A 16,881-nucleotide genomic window follows, 5' to 3' on the forward strand; every position below is an offset into this window, starting at 1 on the left:
GCAAATGGGAGTGGGTAAAATGAAACAAATTACGTTTGAAAAATCAGATTATGAACAATGGAAAGAGTTGGCTGTTCAATCTCTTAAAGGAAAGCCGTTTGATACATTAATTACCACAACAATAGAAGACATTGATATACAGCCGCTTTATATAGAAGGAGGAAATGCAAACTTCTCTTCAATTATTCGGGAGCAAAAAACTAATGCGGGATGGACGATAGCGCAGGGGACATATGCGTCGAACGGCGCCGAATGGGTGTTTAAAGTTCAAGAAAGCATTGAAAAAGGAAACGAAGCAATCGTTTATGATGGATGGAAACAGATGGAGTGGGATGAGACATCTTTGGAAAAGGCATCCGAGCTATTTACAAAATATCCAATTCATTTCATCAATATTAGAAAAGACGATCCAATTCTGCACGTGTTTAATCGTATCCCTGAAATGAATCGTAAAAGTGTAAATGGTTTCATTCAAACGGAACAATGGAATTACGCAGATAAATTTCCTAATCTTCGGAAGGCTGGCGCTGATCTATGGGACATACACCATGAAGGGGCAGATGCGGTGACAGAACTTTCAATTGCTTTGGCAAAAGCGGCACACCTATCAAATGATGCAGAGTCATTTGAAATGTTTGCGGCCAATTTTTATGTCCGATTTGCAATTGATACCCATTTCTTCATGGAAATTGCGAAGCTTCGTGCGTTCCGTGTTCTTTTCCATGCATTTGCGGAAGCATATGGAGTAAAGAACTACCCTCCTGTACAAATTGCAGCAGTAACTTCATTGCGATCATTCTCCAAGCTCGATCCGTACAACAACTTACTGCGTGCAGGCAATGAAGCATTTGCAGCCGTATTAGGCGGCGCGGATATAATTACCGTTCATCCTCATGACGTGTTAACTGGCCCGACAAACAGTTCAATCCGCTATAGCCGCAATATTCAACTAATATTGAAAGAAGAAACGCATGTCGGCAAAGTTGCGGATCCGGCAGGCGGTTCCTATTTTATCGAACAGCTTACGAAAGAGTTAGTTGAAAAAGCATGGGAGCTATTTATTGACATTGAACAGAACGGCGGCTTAAATGCTTTCATTGCAAGCGGTCGATTGGCTGAACAGATGGACAAACGCAAGGCGGAAACAGCAACTGCGAAAAAAGCTTTGATTGGCATAAATGTATATGCGGATTCGGTTGCGGAAATTGCTGAAGATTGGAGCGGCATAAAAGCATTTGAACGCATTGCATCACCATTTGAAATGCTGCACAAACAGACAGCATACGACCAGCCTAAAACAGTCTTGTTAAATTTCGGCACGTTGAAAGATTATAAACCTCGTGCTGATTACGTTACGGGGTTCTTGTCAACGGGAGGCATACAATGCGAATGGAGTCCGTCATTTGTGAACGCTGCTGAAGCAATTGATTGGATTCATGGAAAACAGGTCGATTATGCAATTATATGTGCAAAAGATGACATTGCCCAAACCGTTGTAAATGATTTTTTAAATAGACTGCCTGAAGAAATGATAGTAGATGTCGCAGGGAAATTTGACAACAATGTAACAAATAGCTGGACGGCAAAAGGATTAAACGGATTCATATACAAAGGTCAAAATATCCTCAATAAAATTGAAAGCATTTTGAATAAGTGGAAAGGGGAAGCAGATCATGAATAAACCGGACTTCAGCAAAATCAACTTTGATAAATTGAAGACGACTAAGCAGCCCGAGAAAAATGTGCAACCTTTTCTTACAAATGAAGGTATTGAACTAAAAGCTGCTTATACGGAAAAGGATCGAGAACAGCTTTCTCACCTCGATGATATGCCCGGGATTGAGCCATATACAAGAGGACCATACCCGACAATGTACGTGACGCGCCCTTGGACCGTACGACAATATGCTGGATTTTCTACTGCAGAAGAAAGTAACGCCTTTTATCGCAGAAACTTGTCAATGGGGCAGAAAGGACTCTCTGTCGCTTTTGATTTAGCGACACATCGTGGTTATGATTCCGATCATCCGAGAGTGACTGGGGATGTCGGTAAAGCAGGCGTTGCTATCGATTCGGTTGAAGATATGAAAATTTTGTTTGATGGCATTCCGCTTGATCAAATGTCTGTTTCGATGACAATGAACGGTGCTGTTCTTCCGATTATGGCGTTTTATATTATAGCTGCAGAAGAACAAGGAGTATCACCTGAACAGTTATCAGGTACGATACAGAATGATATATTAAAAGAATATATGGTAAGGAATACGTATATTTTTCCGCCTGAAATGTCCATGCGGATTATTGCAGATATTTTTGAGTACACATCAAACAATATGCCGAAGTTCAATTCAATTTCCATATCGGGCTACCATATGCAAGAAGCCGGAGCTACAGCAGATATCGAATTGGCTTATACATTGGCAGATGGGCTTGAATATGTACGGACCGGTTTAAAAGCGGGTATTGATATCGATTCATTTGCACCTCGACTATCTTTCTTTTGGGCGATCGGAATGAATTATTTCATGGAAATCGCGAAGATGCGTGCAGCTCGCAAAATTTGGGCTCAAATGATGCAAGCATTCGAACCGAAAAACCCGAAGTCGTTAGCGCTTAGAACGCATTCACAAACATCGGGCTGGAGCTTGACAGAGCAAGATCCATTTAACAATGTAACGCGCACGTTAATCGAGGCAAATGCTGCGGCGATGGGACATACACAGTCATTGCACACAAATGCGCTTGACGAAGCAATTGCACTTCCAACAGACTTCTCGGCAAAAATTGCAAGAAATACACAATTGTTTTTGCAAGAAGAGACGATGATGACAAAAACGATTGACCCTTGGGGAGGCTCCTACTATGTTGAGAAGCTGACTGCACAATTGACTGAAAAAGCGTGGGCATTAATTGAAGAAGTCGAAGAATTGGGAGGCATGGCCAAAGCAATCGAAACCGGATTGCCGAAAATGAAAATTGAGGAAGCAGCCGCTAAACGGCAAGCAAAAATTGATTCGAAATCAGAAACAATTGTCGGTGTCAATCAATATCGGTTGGATCGAGAAGAACCGATTGACATTTTAGATATTGATAATACTGTTGTTAGGCAAAAACAGATTGAGCGCATAAATGAAATGAAATCAAAGCGCGATGAGAAAGAAGTGGAAAAAACATTACAAGCAATTACTACAGCTGCCAAATCGGGGAATGGTAATTTGCTTGCGCTTTCCATTGATGCTGCAAGGGCAAGGGCAACAATCGGAGAAATTTCCGATGCCATTGAAAAAGTATCAGGAAGACATAAAGCAGTCATTCGTTCTGTTAGCGGAGTTTATAGCTCAAATTTCTCAAATGCAGAAGAGATCGAAGTAGTTAAACAAATGGCTGAGGAGTTTCAGGAAAATGAAGGTCGCCGGCCACGTATTATGATTGCGAAAATGGGTCAAGACGGACATGACCGAGGTGCGAAGGTGATCGCTTCATCATTCGCGGATCTTGGTTTCGACGTAGATATAGGACCGCTTTTCCAAACACCTGAGGAAACCGCTTTACAAGCCGCGGAAAATGACGTACATGTCATTGGGGTAAGCTCTTTAGCAGCTGGCCATAAAACGTTAGTTCCAGCATTGCGAGATGAGTTGAAGAAAATTGGAAGGGAAGATATTTTAATTGTCGTTGGCGGCGTCATTCCCGCACAGGATTATGAATTTTTGCGTGCGAACGGTGCTTCTTCCATCTTCGGACCTGGAACGGTTATTCCAGTTGCTGCACAAAAAGTGATTGAGGATATTTATGTGTCATTAGGTTACGAGGAAGTGATCGAGTGAATAAAAAAGATCGTTTTCAAAACGACAGTGCAATGAGTGTTAAAGATGGCATTGAATCAATCCACGATGGCATGACCTTTTCCCGTCGTAAACGATTTGTGAAAAAGGTGAAAGACAATCAGATTGATCGTTTATATGAAGAAATTTCGAATGGATCACGCCTTCACTTATCGAAAGCGATCACTTTACTGGAAAGTACGTCGGATGCAGATAAAGCTGCGGGCCAGCAATTGCTTCAAAAACTTCTTCCCAAAACAGGAAATAGCATTCGCATTGGAATAACGGGTGTTCCTGGTGCTGGGAAAAGTACTTTCATAGAGGCGTTTGGTTTGAAATTGGCAGAGGCGGGCCATAAAGTTGCGGTATTGGCGATCGATCCAAGTTCAACGATTACGGGAGGAAGCATTTTAGGGGATAAGACAAGAATGGAAGTATTAGCAAGGCATCCAAATGCTTTTATCCGACCATCCCCTTCCTCAGGTACGTTAGGCGGCGTGCATAAAAAAACTCGGGAAACAATGTTGCTCTGCGAGGCGGCAGGCTTTGACATTTTGCTTATCGAAACAGTAGGTGTCGGGCAAAGCGAAACAGTCGTCAGAGGTATGGTTGATATGTTTTTACTATTAGTGCTGACCGGAGCAGGGGATGAGTTGCAAGGCATGAAAAAAGGAATTATGGAATTAGCAGACGCTATTATCGTCCACAAAGCCGATGGAGACAATTTGAAATTGGCGAAAAAGACCGTTAAAGAGTTTAAACAATTGCTTCATTTCTTGCAACCGGCGACGATTGGATGGACATCGACTGTAATGCCGGTTTCCTCTTTGGAACGTACTGGGCTGGATACTGTTTGGGAAACGATCCTTTCATTTCAACGGAAAATGACTGAAAGCGGAGTTTGGGAGCAAAGGAGACGGTCACAGACGACTGATTGGTTCCATTCAATGATACGCGACCGATTAATTGATTCTTTCTTTGCTGATCAAAGAAAGAAAGAGCAAGTCAAGACTCTTGAAAAGCAATTGAATGAGGGCAATGTAACAGTAGCAAATGCAGTTGAAAAATTGTTCAATTCATAAAAAAACGCTGTTTCACAGTGCGCAAGCACGTGTGAAACAGCATTTTTATTAAGCAGCTTCTTGTTCGAATTCCGCTTCTAAAGCTTCCAAATACTCTTCAAAGTCTATAGCGCTATTAATGACCTCTGCAGGAATTTTGATTTCTTTTACTTGATTGTAATCGCTGAACGTTCCTTCGATTACTTGTTTAAGAGTTATCGTTTCACCGTCGACTGTGATTGTCATTTGTGTATTTCCTGTAGTGGAAATCGGGAAGAATGTATCTTTATCGATCGTAGTGACGATAAAGAAATTTTCGATATTGAACTGAATCATATCAAGAATTGATTCTAAATCGATTTCTTCTTCAATGATGACATCCTCTTCAGTTGCCTCATCAGTGACATCCTCTTCAGTTGCTTCTTCAGATGTGTTCTCTTCAACCGCTTCTGATGCATCTTCTGACTCATCCGCGACAGCTTGTTCAGCTTGTTCATCTTCTTCAACAGCTTCTACTTTTTCATCTTCAAGCACAACTTCTGCAGCTTCTTCTGTAGCTTCTTCAGAAGTTCCTTCTGTCGTCTCAACAGAAATCATGTCAGCAGGCAGCATATCTGAAATCAATGACATTGCTTCCTTCATAATTTCGCTGAACTCATCGTTTGAAATCGTTTGTGTCATGACGTACACATCATCATATTCAAAAACATGGATGCCTTTCATTGTTGCTTTTAAAAGCTCCATTTGTGCCGTCGGATCGATTTGCATTAGAGATTCATCAAATAGCATTTCCGTCATTTCTGAAGGATATTTTACCCATTGGTCACCATCATTTTGGAAATAGCCTTCTTCTGTTAGATAAGTTTCTGAATTTATAGCTTCATCTAACTCATCTGCTTTCATAGAAAGGCTTTGCTTCATGTGCAATGCAATCGGTTTATCCGTCATTTTCATGTCCATATCCATTTTCATCGTTATTGGACCTTCTTCAAAACCGGACATTTCTTGGTCGATTTTCATTTTAGCCGAAAAACTATTTAAATCAGCTGCGGCAGTTTTTTCCAAGAATGCTTCAACATCTTGAACACGGTTTGTTGTTACATTAACAGATTGCTCATCTTCAGAAACTGTCACTTCAAATTCTTCTAATGATGATAAGAATTCACCAGATACATAGTTTCCGTAGTTTTTCAAAGTTAGTGGGAATGGAGTATCCGCTTTTTCACCGTTTACTGAAATAACTCCATTTGCAGCATCGAATTCTACTGTTACGTAAGAGTTCGTTGCACTAACTTTACCGGCTGCATCTTTTGAAACTAAAAATCCAGCTTCACTAAATAGATTTTCTACCGGAATTAGCACGTCACCGTGTGACATGAAAGGTTGTTCATAGCCTTCCACTTCCGTGCCGTCTATGAATAGTTTCATAGAATCAGTTTTGGCAAATGTTGTACCGCTTGGCCATACGAATGACAGAGCGAACACGAATGCCAATGCCCATGTTGCAAATTTTTTCAACTGCAAAACCCCCTAAAAAATTTTTGAATCTACCCGCAAATAGTGCGAGCATACAAACATACGAAAGAAATTGGAAAAGGTTTCATCTTTCAAGGAAATTTTATAAAATTTTTTTCGTATTTGGAGAATTTCTTATAAGTTTAGATTGGGAAACGCACCTTTTGCAACTGTCTGTAGCAACTGATATGATGGAATTATAAATGGAAAGGGGCCAATAGCATGACGATGGATTTCAATTTTTATATGGAAGATATTACGAAGACAGCGCGTTCAGAAATGGAAGCAAGTGGATATGAACAATTAACAACACCTGAAGCTGTAGATGAAGCTTTTAAACGTTCAGGAACGACATTGGTCATGATTAATTCGGTTTGTGGTTGTGCAGGAGGAATTGCACGGCCAGCAGCGGCTCATGCCATTCATTACGATAAAAGACCAGATCATTTAGTGACCGTTTTTGCGGGTCAGGATAAAGAAGCGACTGCGCAAGCACGGATGCATTTCGGAGAAGATCATTTGCCTTCATCCCCATCATTTGCTTTATTGAAAGATGGCAAGCTTGTCGCTGAAGTTGGCCGCTATGAAATTGAAGGACATGATCCGATGTCAGTTGTAGTCAACTTGCAAAGCAAATTTGAGGAGTTTTGTGAAGAAGTATAAAAGTGATCTCAACATAGGGATTGCTTCCCTGTTCAAAAAGAAAAAACAGTCCAACCTGGGACTGTTTTTTCTTTTTAAAACAAGACGCTAAGGCCAATCATGATACTGGATACGACCATTGCTGCAACCATTAAATAAACAACGACTTTTTGGAATTTTTTATTGCTCATCAGGCAGATCTCCTTACCTTACTAGATATATCTATTTTAACAGAAACAATGAATTTCTCAAGGTGTAGCGGATTTGTATTGAAACCGTTACAATAGGAGAAAGGGGGGAGAAAGATGAAAAAGATCGATCATATCGGCATCGCTGTCAAGAACATCGATTCTGCACTCGCATATTACATAAATACACTTGGGCTCAAATTATTGGGGATTGAAGAAGTTAAGAGCCAACATGTAAAGGTAGCTTTCATCGATGCGGGAAATATTAAAATTGAATTATTGGAACCTCTTGGATCAGAAGGGGCAGTTGCAAAATATATAGAAAAACGTGGAGAAGGAATTCACCATGTTGCTTTCGGTGTATCCAATATCCGCAATCGGATGGAAGAACTGAAAAAGAATGGCGTCCAACTTTTGCAAGAAGAGCCAAAACTGGGAGCTGGAGGAGCCGAAGTGGCATTTCTCCATCCGAAATCATCTTTCGGAGTGCTCTATGAACTATGCGACAAAGGGGATGTTTAATTTGGATATTTACGACAAAATCAATGAGTTATATGATAAAAAAAGAGAAATAGAATTAGGCGGTGGAGATGAGCGCATTAGTAGGCAGCATGAGAAAGGAAAGTTAACAGCCCGAGAAAGAATCGATTTACTAGTCGATGAAGGCTCGTTCGTAGAGTTAAATCCTTTCGTCGTTCATCGTACGCGCGACTTTGGCATGGACAAGCAAATTGGACCTGGCGATGGTGTAGTCACTGGCTACGGAAAAATTGATGGGCGTCCAGTTTACTTATTTTCGCAGGATTTCACAGTATTTGGCGGAGCATTAGGTGAAATGCATGCAATGAAAATTGCGAATGTCATGGATCTTGCAGCTAAAAATGGAGCGCCATTTATCGGTTTGAACGATTCAGGAGGCGCACGCATCCAGGAAGGCGTCGTTTCTTTGGATGGATATGGAGAAATCTTTTACAGAAATGCAATCTACTCTGGCGTCATTCCACAAATTTCCGTCATATTAGGACCATGTGCTGGTGGTGCGGTTTATTCACCAGCAATTACTGATTTCGTTTTCATGACAGATGAGACGAGCCAAATGTTCATTACGGGGCCAAAAGTGATCGAAACTGTAACTGGAGAGAAAATTTCATCTGAAGATTTAGGTGGTTCAAAAGTACATAATCGTATAAGCGGCAATGCACATTTTCGAGGAAAAGATGAAGAGACCGTTTTAGAGCAAGTGCGTCAGCTACTGACCTATTTACCACAAAACAGTAAAGAAAAGGCACCGATCCTCGCAGTTGATCGAGAAGACGATTACCGTCCCGATCTAACAGACATCGTACCATTTGAAACGATCCGCCCGTACGATGTTCGAAAAGTAATTGAGCAAGTAGTTGATGAACACTCATTTATGGAAGTACAAGCAGAATTCGCAAAAAACGCAGTCGTTGGGTTTGCACGCATGAACGGGGAATCGGTCGGCTTAATTTGCAACCAGCCTAAAGTGATGGCTGGCGGACTTGATATTGATTCATCCGATAAAATTGGACGCTTCATCCGTACTTGTGATGCTTTCAATATTCCGTTAATCACTTTCGAAGACGTAACCGGTTTTTTCCCTGGCGTAAAGCAAGAACATGGAGGCATTATCCGCCACGGTGCGAAAATCCTCTATGCTTACTCAGAAGCGACTGTTCCTAAAATTACGGTTATATTGAGAAAGGCCTTCGGAGGTGCATACGTTGCTCTTAACTCAAAAGCGATCGGTGCAGATATCGTTTATGCATGGCCGAATGCTGAAATCGCAGTAATGGGTGCGGAAGGGGCTGCGAACATTATCTTTTCCCGGGAAATCGCACAAAGCGACAATCCGGAGAAAACGCGGTCGGAAAAAATCGAAGAATATCGCACGAAATTTTCAAATCCTTATGTAGCAGCATCACACGGTATGGTAGATGATGTAATTGATCCGCGAGAAACACGAATAAAACTATTGCAAGCGTTGGAAATGATGAGAAATAAAGAGGAAACACGGCCACATAAAAAGCATGGAAATATTCCGCTTTAATTACGTATGTATCGAGTAAGTTGTAAACAAGTCGGTTTATTACAGATCGTAAACCGCAATGATAGATTGAAATTCATTTTGGAAGGAATGGTTGAATTGAATGAAGACCGATTGCTCGAAGAATTTTTTGAACTAGTGAAAATTGATTCTGAAACAATACATGAAGATGGAATTGTAGATGTTTTAAAGGAAAAGATGGAGGCGTTAGGCTTTTCAGTTTTCGAAGATGATACAAAAGAGATAACAGGCCATGGAGCAGGCAACTTGATTGCAACAAAAAAAGGAACGATCAAGGATGCTGATCCGATATACTTTACATGCCATATGGATACAGTTGTTCCTGGAAAAGGCATTCAACCAGAAATTCGGGAAGATGGCTATATTTATTCGGATGGCACGACGATTTTAGGAGCGGATGATAAAGCAGGCATCGCTGCTCTATTTGAAATGGCGAAAGTCATTAATGAAAAAGGCATTGAGCATGGGGATATTCAATTCATCATTACTGCAGGGGAAGAAAGCGGATTAGTCGGAGCGAAAGCGATGGACGCTTCACATATCCAAGCGAAATATGGCTATGCAGTGGATAGTGATGGAAAAGTAGGAGGCATTGTAACTTCAGCACCATATCAAGCAAAGCTTTGGACGACTATCCACGGCAAGACTGCACACGCCGGAGTTGCTCCTGAAAAAGGTGTTTCCGCCATCAATATTGCGGCGAAATCCATTTCTGCAATGACATTAGGCAGAATTGACAGCGAAACTACAGCGAACATAGGACGTTTTGAAGGTGGTCAAGCTACAAATATCGTATGCGATGAGGTCCATATTTTATCTGAAGCTCGTTCGATTAACCGTGATAAATTGGATAAGCAAATTAACCATATGGTTGAAACATTTTCAACTACAGCGGAATCTATGGGCGGTAAAGCGGAGACAGAAGTGAAGCTTATGTATCCGGGATTCAGTTTTGGCGAGGAGGCCGAAGTCGTGCAAACCGCGATGCACGCTATCCGCAACGTTGGCAGAGAGCCCGAGTTGATGACGAGCGGTGGTGGAAGTGACGGCAATGTCTTTAACGGTGCAGGCATTCCAACTGTTACCCTTTCCGTCGGTTATGAGGAAATTCATACAAAAAATGAACGTATGCCTGTAGAAGAGCTTACTAAATTGACCGAACTTTTAATTGAGATTGTCAAAGTTGTCGCAAAGAAATGAAGGAGGTTTTGACATGAGTGATATAAAAGCGGTAATTGTTCAATGTGGGTCCGAGGAATATGCGTTGGAAGTAGAAAAAGTCGTTTCGATTGAAAAGCTGGAGAAAATTAATCCAATACCGCATCTTCCCGAATATATGTTAGGTCTTATGAAAATAAGAGGAGAACTAGTGCCGGTGCTTGATTTCCAGCAAATTCTATATAGTAATACCATTCGGGAAAAGGAAAATGCTAAAGTAGTTGTCGTTCAAACTGAAAGTCTTCATATCGGCTTATTAGTATTGGATGCTAAGGAAATAATCGATATACCTGAAAGCAAATTGACTTCGTCAGGCTTGATGGCGTATTCAAAAACTCCATATTTTACTACAATTGCCAATTTAGAAGAACGGATGATTACAGTAGTGAACCCCGAAATTCTTTCACAGACATTAACAGGGATGGATGCAATTAGCGAATACGTCAAAGAGCAAGAAATGGTAGAGCAATAATTTATCTTTTTTCGTTGAGGACTTCTGCATGATAAATAGGGGACCATGCAATTTTCAGTTACCGAGGATCGATTTCTGATCAGTTTCATGAGATGCCATAACGCAGTATTCAAGCGTTAATACAAGCTGTGACGGATGGTAGAGAACCATCCGTCTTTCAACGTATCGGGAGGAGAGGTAGAATTGTTAGATAAAACAGAAAAAACAGCCAAAGTCATTTTGCATCTTGATATGAACAGTTTTTTCGCATCAGTCGAACAATCCTATAATCCTTCATTAAAAGGAATCCCGATGGCAGTTGCAGGAAATCCAAAAGAAAGGCGCGGAATACTTGTCACATGTTCATATGAAGCAAGAGCTTTAGGCATATACACGACAATGACTGTTGGCGAAGCGAAGCGCATTTGCCCAGAAATCGTAATTGTTCCGCCGGATCGCGAAAAATATCGAATTGCATCAGATGCGGTATTTTCCATTTTACGAACATATACTGAGCTCGTTGAACCTGTATCGATAGATGAAGCGTATATTGATATAACGGACATAGGCGGTTTAACGAATGCGGTAGGAATTGCAGAACAAATGCAACAGCGCATTTTACGCGAATTGGATTTGCCTTGTTCCATCGGTATAGCGCCCAATAAATTTTTAGCGAAAACAGCTTCGGATATGAAAAAACCGTTAGGCATTACAATATTGAGGAAGCGGCAAATCCCTGATCTAATTTGGCCTCTTCCTGTTATCGAGATGCATGGGGTTGGACAAAGCACGGAAAAAAGGCTTCATGAAATTGGTATTTTCACGATTGGAGAGCTCGCCAATGCAGATGAGGCAAAGATAAAGATTGCGCTTGGAAAAAATGGATTGCGCCTTAGACAGCGTGCTAACGGCATTGATACAAGACCCGTTGATCCAGATGCTGCCGATGAAAGAAAGAGCGTTGGCAGTTCTACGACATTGCCAATAGATGAGACGGAGTTAAATGGTTGCCTGGAAGTATTTCGACAACTTTCTAAAAGCGTTGCGAAAAGGCTAAACCGCCGTCAATTAGCAGGCACTTCCGTCATGATTCAAATAAGAACATCTGATTGGAGAAATCAGACGAGAAGCAGGACTGTTTTAAATCCACTCTACAAGGAAACAGATATTTATAAAGAAGCTGCACAGTTGTTTAAATTGCACTGGGATGGAGAGCCTGTCAGACTGTTAGGCATTACAGTCTCAAATTTAATTTCAACAGCAAATTTGTACGAGCAACTTTCTATTGATACATTTGAAAAGTATGCTGCAGATGAAAAAATGGAGAAAATAGTGAAGCAATTAGAACAGCGCTTCGGTCCGAATTCAATTTTTAGAGGCATGAAAGAAAGGTAGGCATCAATCATGGAAATAGTTTTTTTAGGTACAGGAGCAGGAATGCCTTCCAAACAGAGGAACACCTCCTCATTAGTACTCAATTTATCGGCCGAGGAAGGAGGCTATTGGCTTTTCGACTGTGGGGAAGCAACTCAGCATCAGCTATTGCACACAACAATAAAGCCTCGAAAGATTAATAAAATTTTTATCACTCATCTTCACGGTGACCATATTTTCGGTCTGCCGGGTTTTTTAGGATCCCGATCCTTTTTAGGTGGGGACGAGCCGCTGACAATTTATGGACCGAAAGGAATCGAAGAATGGATCATTACTTCATTGAAACTTTCCAAAACGCATTTAACGTATACTTTGCACTTCGTTGAATTAAAGGAAGGTTTCCTTTTTGAAGATGAGCATTTTAAAGTAGAAACGAAAGAGTTGCAGCATGTCATTTCTTGTTTTGGTTTTCGCATTGAACAAAAACCGTTAAAAGGTAAGCTGTTAATTGAAAAAGCAATAGAAGCTGGTGTTCCAAAAGGTCCGCTTTTACAAAAATTAAAAGACGGACATGATATTGTATTGGATAATGGAAAAACGGTTTATAGCAAGGACGTAACTGGAGAGCCGCAAACAGGATTTACTGTAGCCATTTTAGGCGACACCCGTTTTTGTGAGGCTGCTGTTGAGTTGTCGAAGGAAGCGGATGTCGTCATCCATGAAGCCACTTTCGATTTAAAAACGGGAGACTTGGCAAAAGAATACGGTCATTCGACGATTGGTGATGCTGCAAATGTCGCAAAAAAAGCAGGCGCTCATTCGCTTATCGCTAACCATATTAGCGCTCGTTTCTTGCCTTATCATATCGCTCACTTAGAACAGTCGGGACGAGAGATTTTTCAAAACCTCCACATAGCAGAGGATTTCTCACATTTTGAATGGAAAGACGACAAATTAATAAAAAAATAAAACTGCCGCTTATAAAATAATAGCGGCAGTTTTGGGTTCGACATACTAAAATGTCCAGCCTCGATCATACTGTTTCGGCGAATCGATGCTCACTCCTAATTCTTTCGCAGCATCGTAAGGCCAGTATGGATGACGCAGCAATTCCCGCGCAAGCAAAACGAGGTCAGCCCGACCGTTTTTCAATATTTCTTCAGCTTGAATTCCTGTAGTGATCAATCCGACAGCGCCAGTAGGAATAGCTGCTTCATGCCGAATCAATTCTGCAAAAGGCACTTGGTAGCCAGGAAATGCATCAATTTTTGCGGGTACTACAGCACCAGAGCTAACATCTATAAGATCAACGCCTTGCGTCTTCATCCATCTTACCATTTCAACGTACAAAGATGGGGTCATTCCACCGTCAGCGTAATCTTCTGCTGAAATACGGACAAAAAGGGGACCGTTCCAAACCGACCTAACTGCGTCAATGATTTCACGCAAAATTCTATAACGATTTTCTGCCGGTCCACCGTACTCGTCCGTCCTTTTATTCGATAAAGGAGATAAGAATTCATTGATCAGATAACCGTGAGCCGCATGCAATTCCAAAATATCAAACCCGGCATTCTTTGCACGAACAGCTGCATTTTTGAATGCTTCTACCGTTTTCTTAATATCATCCAACGTCATTTCAACGGGTGTCTTATATTGGTCATTAAAAGGAATGGCACTTGGTGCATAAATATTGCCTTCAACCGTTGCTTTCCGTCCCGCATGGGCAAGCTGAATCGCGGTTTTTGCATCGTTCTTTTTCATTAAACGGACAACTTCCGATAAACCTTCCACATGATCATCGCTCCAAATTCCGAGATCCTGGGAAGATATTCTACCTTCAGGCAATACTGCGGTTGCTTCGACAATAATTAACCCTACTTGACCGACAGCCCGTGTTGCATAATGCACCTTATGCCAGTCTTCAACTTTTCCATCTTCATTATAGCTGGAATACATGCACATCGGCGCCATTACAATTCTATTTTTTAATTTTACATCTCGAATTGTATAAGGTGAAAATAACATGGACATTTAAAAATCCTCCAATCAGTTGCTAATCGCATTTGTTTTACTCAACTTTACTTACTGCCTCATAAATACGGATAATACAGTCCATTTAGTCATGGATTCGTTGGGAGAGCTAAAGCGTAAGCAAATTATTAGTTTCCCCGAGTATATCAAAATACATGCGAAAGCTGAGAAAATCTGCTTCAGCACTAAATGAGTAAATTATGACAAAGCCCCTAATTCACGCGATCTTCCTTCAGCGCTATCTATGCATTCCGCAATTGTTTGTTTGAATTTTCGTGTTTCCAATGCATTCAATCCAGCTTCCGTAGTTCCGCCTGGGCTTGTAACATTTTGTCTTAAAGTAATTGGGTCTTCTCCAGTCATTTTTAACATGGATGCTGCACCGTCCAAAGTTTGGATGATCAATTCACGTGCGATTTCTTTCGATAGCCCTTTATCAATTGCCGCTTCCTCTAAAGCTTCGACTAAATAATAAACGTATGCAGGACCGCTTCCTGATAATGCTGTAACAGCGTGCAAATCTTCCTCTCGAACTTCTTTGACAATCCCAATGGAAGAAAGCAATTGGATAAATTGATCTTTGCATCGCTGATCTACTTTGCTGTTCATTGCAATACCACTTGCAGATTTACCGATAGTAGCGGAAGTGTTTGGCATAGAGCGGGCGATAGGGCGCATGCCTAATCCTTGTTCTATCGTTTTGATTGGAGTTCCGGCAATGACAGACAATGCTGCTGTGTGATCATTCAAATGTGGAGCAATTTCAGCCATGGCTTGCCGGATATCTTTCGGTTTAGTTGCAAGCACGATCATATCAGCAAATTTTAATGCCTTTCGTTCAGGGCAGACGATCGATATTCCGTAGCGACTTTGCATGTAATCGAGTCGATCATCGTCTGATTTATTCATGACATAAATTCTTTTCGCATCTTCAGTATTGCGAACGACCATTCCTGCAATTATCGCTTCTGCCATTGACCCGGCACCTACAAATACAATCGTCTCCATATTGACCCATCCTCTCTTAATATCACATTGAATAAATGTAAAATAAAAAAGCGCTTTCGCCCTATAAACATCAGGACGAAAACGCTTGTTTCCGCGGTACCACCTAAATTTGCCAGCTTTACTGACACACCTATCGTCTTTCTTATCGCGAAAGGGACGGCTATGTTTCCATAGCTGCTCCGAAGTAGGTTCATCGTGGGAGAGGGAAGTGCGGCTCTCAGCCGGTGACCGCATTCTCTTATTTCCTTCACCATGACTACTCGTCTTCTTCAACGCATTGCCGTTGCTATAGGGATCAGATCTCCACTAACAATGTAAGGAAATTATGTCATGTAGTCTGAAAAAAGTCAACATTCAAAAGGACTATAAGAAATCTTGGAACAGAATGAATGCACCAACTGCAAGAATAGTAAGTAATGTGACAAATGCGACTTTCCAAAAACTTATCGGAGCTTTTCCACTAACTTTTCCTGTTTGGCCGTTCACTAAAAAGCGATATACTTTATTATTAAATGTAAAAGACGAAATCCAAAGCGGCAGTAAAATATGCTTGAATGTGATTTCATTATATTCGGTATTTATTCTTACAATCCGCACTTCATCTCCGATTTCTTTTCGTAATATACCTGAACGAATTCTTGAGTCAATAATACTGCGTGCTTCCGACCATCCTTCTTTTAATGGGATCGAATATCGTTCCGCTAAAAATCCAGATAAATATTCTGTTTTGTAATCCGTCAGCTCTTTTAAATGAAATGGTTCTACCTGATCGATCAAACCAGAGGCGACATTGCGGGATGCTTTCACTAACACGTCATCATGGAATTTATGGTAGCGGCCATTTTGCGTTCTCCATCGGATTTTTCGGACCCTTTCCGTCACTTGGACCGGTTTCCCATCTTTATATACGGTTCTTGTTTCCGTCACATAATAATATGTTCCGATTTTAACGGTATACACAGAGCGCGTGTCAGAGTCGAACGTCCAATAGGGAATATAAGCACCACTCAGTTTTTCAAGTTCATATTCTTTTTTCAAACGATTCGGAGCAAAATGTCTTTTCAAAATCCATTTTTTGAATTTATCGATTGCTTCTTCCTTTGCTATTTGGAAAGGGAGGACGAGTGCTGGTTTAATGCCTGCATCATGCTCCGTTACAGATATATGTGAGGAGCCGCAAAATGAGCAAAAATCCGCTACTTTATTTTTATCCAGCACTGTTTCGGCGCCACAGTTATCGCATTTAAAAACACGTTTTTCCTCATTCCAAACATGATCCGCATGATCAAGGGCACTTAAATAATCATGTTCTATCGCATTGTCCAAAGATGCTTCTATTTCTTCCTCAGTGCCACAGAAAGGACATTTCATGCCTTTGGAAGCAGGATCGTAAACAGTATTTCCGCCGCATGAAGAACATTGGTTTACTTCCGTTTCTTCTACAGTTTTCAAGTCAGGGTCCATTTCCTTCATCGAG

At 41.1% G+C, this 16,881-nt stretch carries 15 protein-coding genes; 10 read left to right on the plus strand and 5 right to left on the minus strand.

All coding sequences use genetic code 11. From position 1 onward, the window contains the following. Nucleotides 1-19: 19 nt before the first annotated feature. From WFH04_RS06325 to meaB, 3 genes are read left to right on the plus strand one after another with little or no spacing between them, the layout of a single operon-like run. Nucleotides 20-1,681, plus strand: a complete 1,662-nt coding sequence (locus tag WFH04_RS06325) for a methylmalonyl-CoA mutase family protein (RefSeq protein ID WP_336823219.1) — start codon at nt 20-22, stop codon at nt 1,679-1,681. After that, nucleotides 1,674-3,827 (plus strand): methylmalonyl-CoA mutase, encoded by a 2,154-nt coding sequence (gene scpA / locus WFH04_RS06330; protein WP_336823220.1) that lies wholly within the window; start codon nt 1,674-1,676, stop codon nt 3,825-3,827. The genes WFH04_RS06325 and scpA overlap by 8 nt, the downstream gene beginning before the upstream one ends. A gap of 32 nt (nt 3,828-3,859) precedes the next feature. Continuing rightward, nucleotides 3,860-4,906 carry a methylmalonyl Co-A mutase-associated GTPase MeaB gene (meaB, locus tag WFH04_RS06335; RefSeq protein ID WP_336823263.1) on the plus strand — a complete coding sequence of 349 codons (1,047 nt, stop codon included), beginning with the start codon at nt 3,860-3,862 and terminating at the stop codon, nt 4,904-4,906. Between the two features lie 48 nt (nt 4,907-4,954). Here meaB and WFH04_RS06340 read toward each other — a convergent pair whose 3' ends face one another. Then, a complete protein-coding gene (locus WFH04_RS06340) occupies nt 4,955-6,403 on the minus strand; it encodes a DUF6612 family protein (RefSeq protein WP_336823221.1) in 1,449 nt (482 codons plus the stop codon). Between the two features lie 219 nt (nt 6,404-6,622). Between WFH04_RS06340 and WFH04_RS06345 the strand changes: the two genes are divergently transcribed. Further along, on the plus strand, nt 6,623-7,063 hold the full coding sequence (locus tag WFH04_RS06345) for a BrxA/BrxB family bacilliredoxin (RefSeq protein WP_336823222.1): 441 nt from the start codon (nt 6,623-6,625) through the stop codon (nt 7,061-7,063). Between the two features lie 74 nt (nt 7,064-7,137). Here WFH04_RS06345 and prli42 read toward each other — a convergent pair whose 3' ends face one another. Next, complete coding sequence (prli42, locus tag WFH04_RS06350; RefSeq protein WP_336823223.1) at nt 7,138-7,233, minus strand: stressosome-associated protein Prli42; 96 nt, start codon at nt 7,231-7,233, stop codon at nt 7,138-7,140. A 114-nt stretch (nt 7,234-7,347) separates the two neighbouring features. Between prli42 and mce the strand changes: the two genes are divergently transcribed. From mce to rnz, 6 genes are all read left to right on the plus strand, one after another. Then, nucleotides 7,348-7,752 (plus strand): methylmalonyl-CoA epimerase, encoded by a 405-nt coding sequence (mce, locus tag WFH04_RS06355; RefSeq protein WP_336823224.1) that lies wholly within the window; start codon nt 7,348-7,350, stop codon nt 7,750-7,752. Nucleotide 7,753: 1 nt separating this feature from the next. Then, the gene (locus WFH04_RS06360) at nt 7,754-9,301 is read left to right on the plus strand and encodes an acyl-CoA carboxylase subunit beta (RefSeq protein ID WP_336823225.1); all 1,548 of its coding nucleotides are present in this window, start codon (nt 7,754-7,756) and stop codon (nt 9,299-9,301) included. Between the two features lie 87 nt (nt 9,302-9,388). Then, complete coding sequence (locus tag WFH04_RS06365; protein ID WP_408020173.1) at nt 9,389-10,519, plus strand: M20/M25/M40 family metallo-hydrolase; 1,131 nt, start codon at nt 9,389-9,391, stop codon at nt 10,517-10,519. A 13-nt stretch (nt 10,520-10,532) separates the two neighbouring features. Continuing rightward, nucleotides 10,533-11,009 carry a chemotaxis protein CheW gene (locus WFH04_RS06370; protein ID WP_336823227.1) on the plus strand — a complete coding sequence of 159 codons (477 nt, stop codon included), beginning with the start codon at nt 10,533-10,535 and terminating at the stop codon, nt 11,007-11,009. 183 nt (nt 11,010-11,192) lie between these two features. After that, complete coding sequence (locus tag WFH04_RS06375) at nt 11,193-12,383, plus strand: DNA polymerase IV (protein WP_336823228.1); 1,191 nt, start codon at nt 11,193-11,195, stop codon at nt 12,381-12,383. A 9-nt stretch (nt 12,384-12,392) separates the two neighbouring features. Continuing rightward, the gene (rnz, locus tag WFH04_RS06380; protein ID WP_336823229.1) at nt 12,393-13,331 is read left to right on the plus strand and encodes a ribonuclease Z; all 939 of its coding nucleotides are present in this window, start codon (nt 12,393-12,395) and stop codon (nt 13,329-13,331) included. 45 nt (nt 13,332-13,376) lie between these two features. Here rnz and namA read toward each other — a convergent pair whose 3' ends face one another. The 3 genes from namA to WFH04_RS06395 all read right to left on the minus strand — a co-directional run bounded on the left by namA (nt 13,377) and on the right by WFH04_RS06395 (nt 16,877). Continuing rightward, nucleotides 13,377-14,396, minus strand: coding sequence for an NADPH dehydrogenase NamA (gene namA / locus WFH04_RS06385; RefSeq protein ID WP_336823230.1), 1,020 nt, complete (start codon nt 14,394-14,396; stop codon nt 13,377-13,379). A 198-nt stretch (nt 14,397-14,594) separates the two neighbouring features. Then, on the minus strand, nt 14,595-15,404 hold the full coding sequence (proC, locus tag WFH04_RS06390) for a pyrroline-5-carboxylate reductase (protein ID WP_336823231.1): 810 nt from the start codon (nt 15,402-15,404) through the stop codon (nt 14,595-14,597). A gap of 363 nt (nt 15,405-15,767) precedes the next feature. Further along, nucleotides 15,768-16,877 (minus strand): TFIIB-type zinc ribbon-containing protein, encoded by a 1,110-nt coding sequence (locus tag WFH04_RS06395; protein ID WP_336823232.1) that lies wholly within the window; start codon nt 16,875-16,877, stop codon nt 15,768-15,770. Between the last annotated feature and the right edge of the window lie 4 nt (nt 16,878-16,881).

Source organism: Sporosarcina sp. USHLN248, from assembly GCF_037144575.1.
Classification (GTDB): Bacteria; Bacillota; Bacilli; order Bacillales_A; family Planococcaceae; genus Sporosarcina; species Sporosarcina contaminans.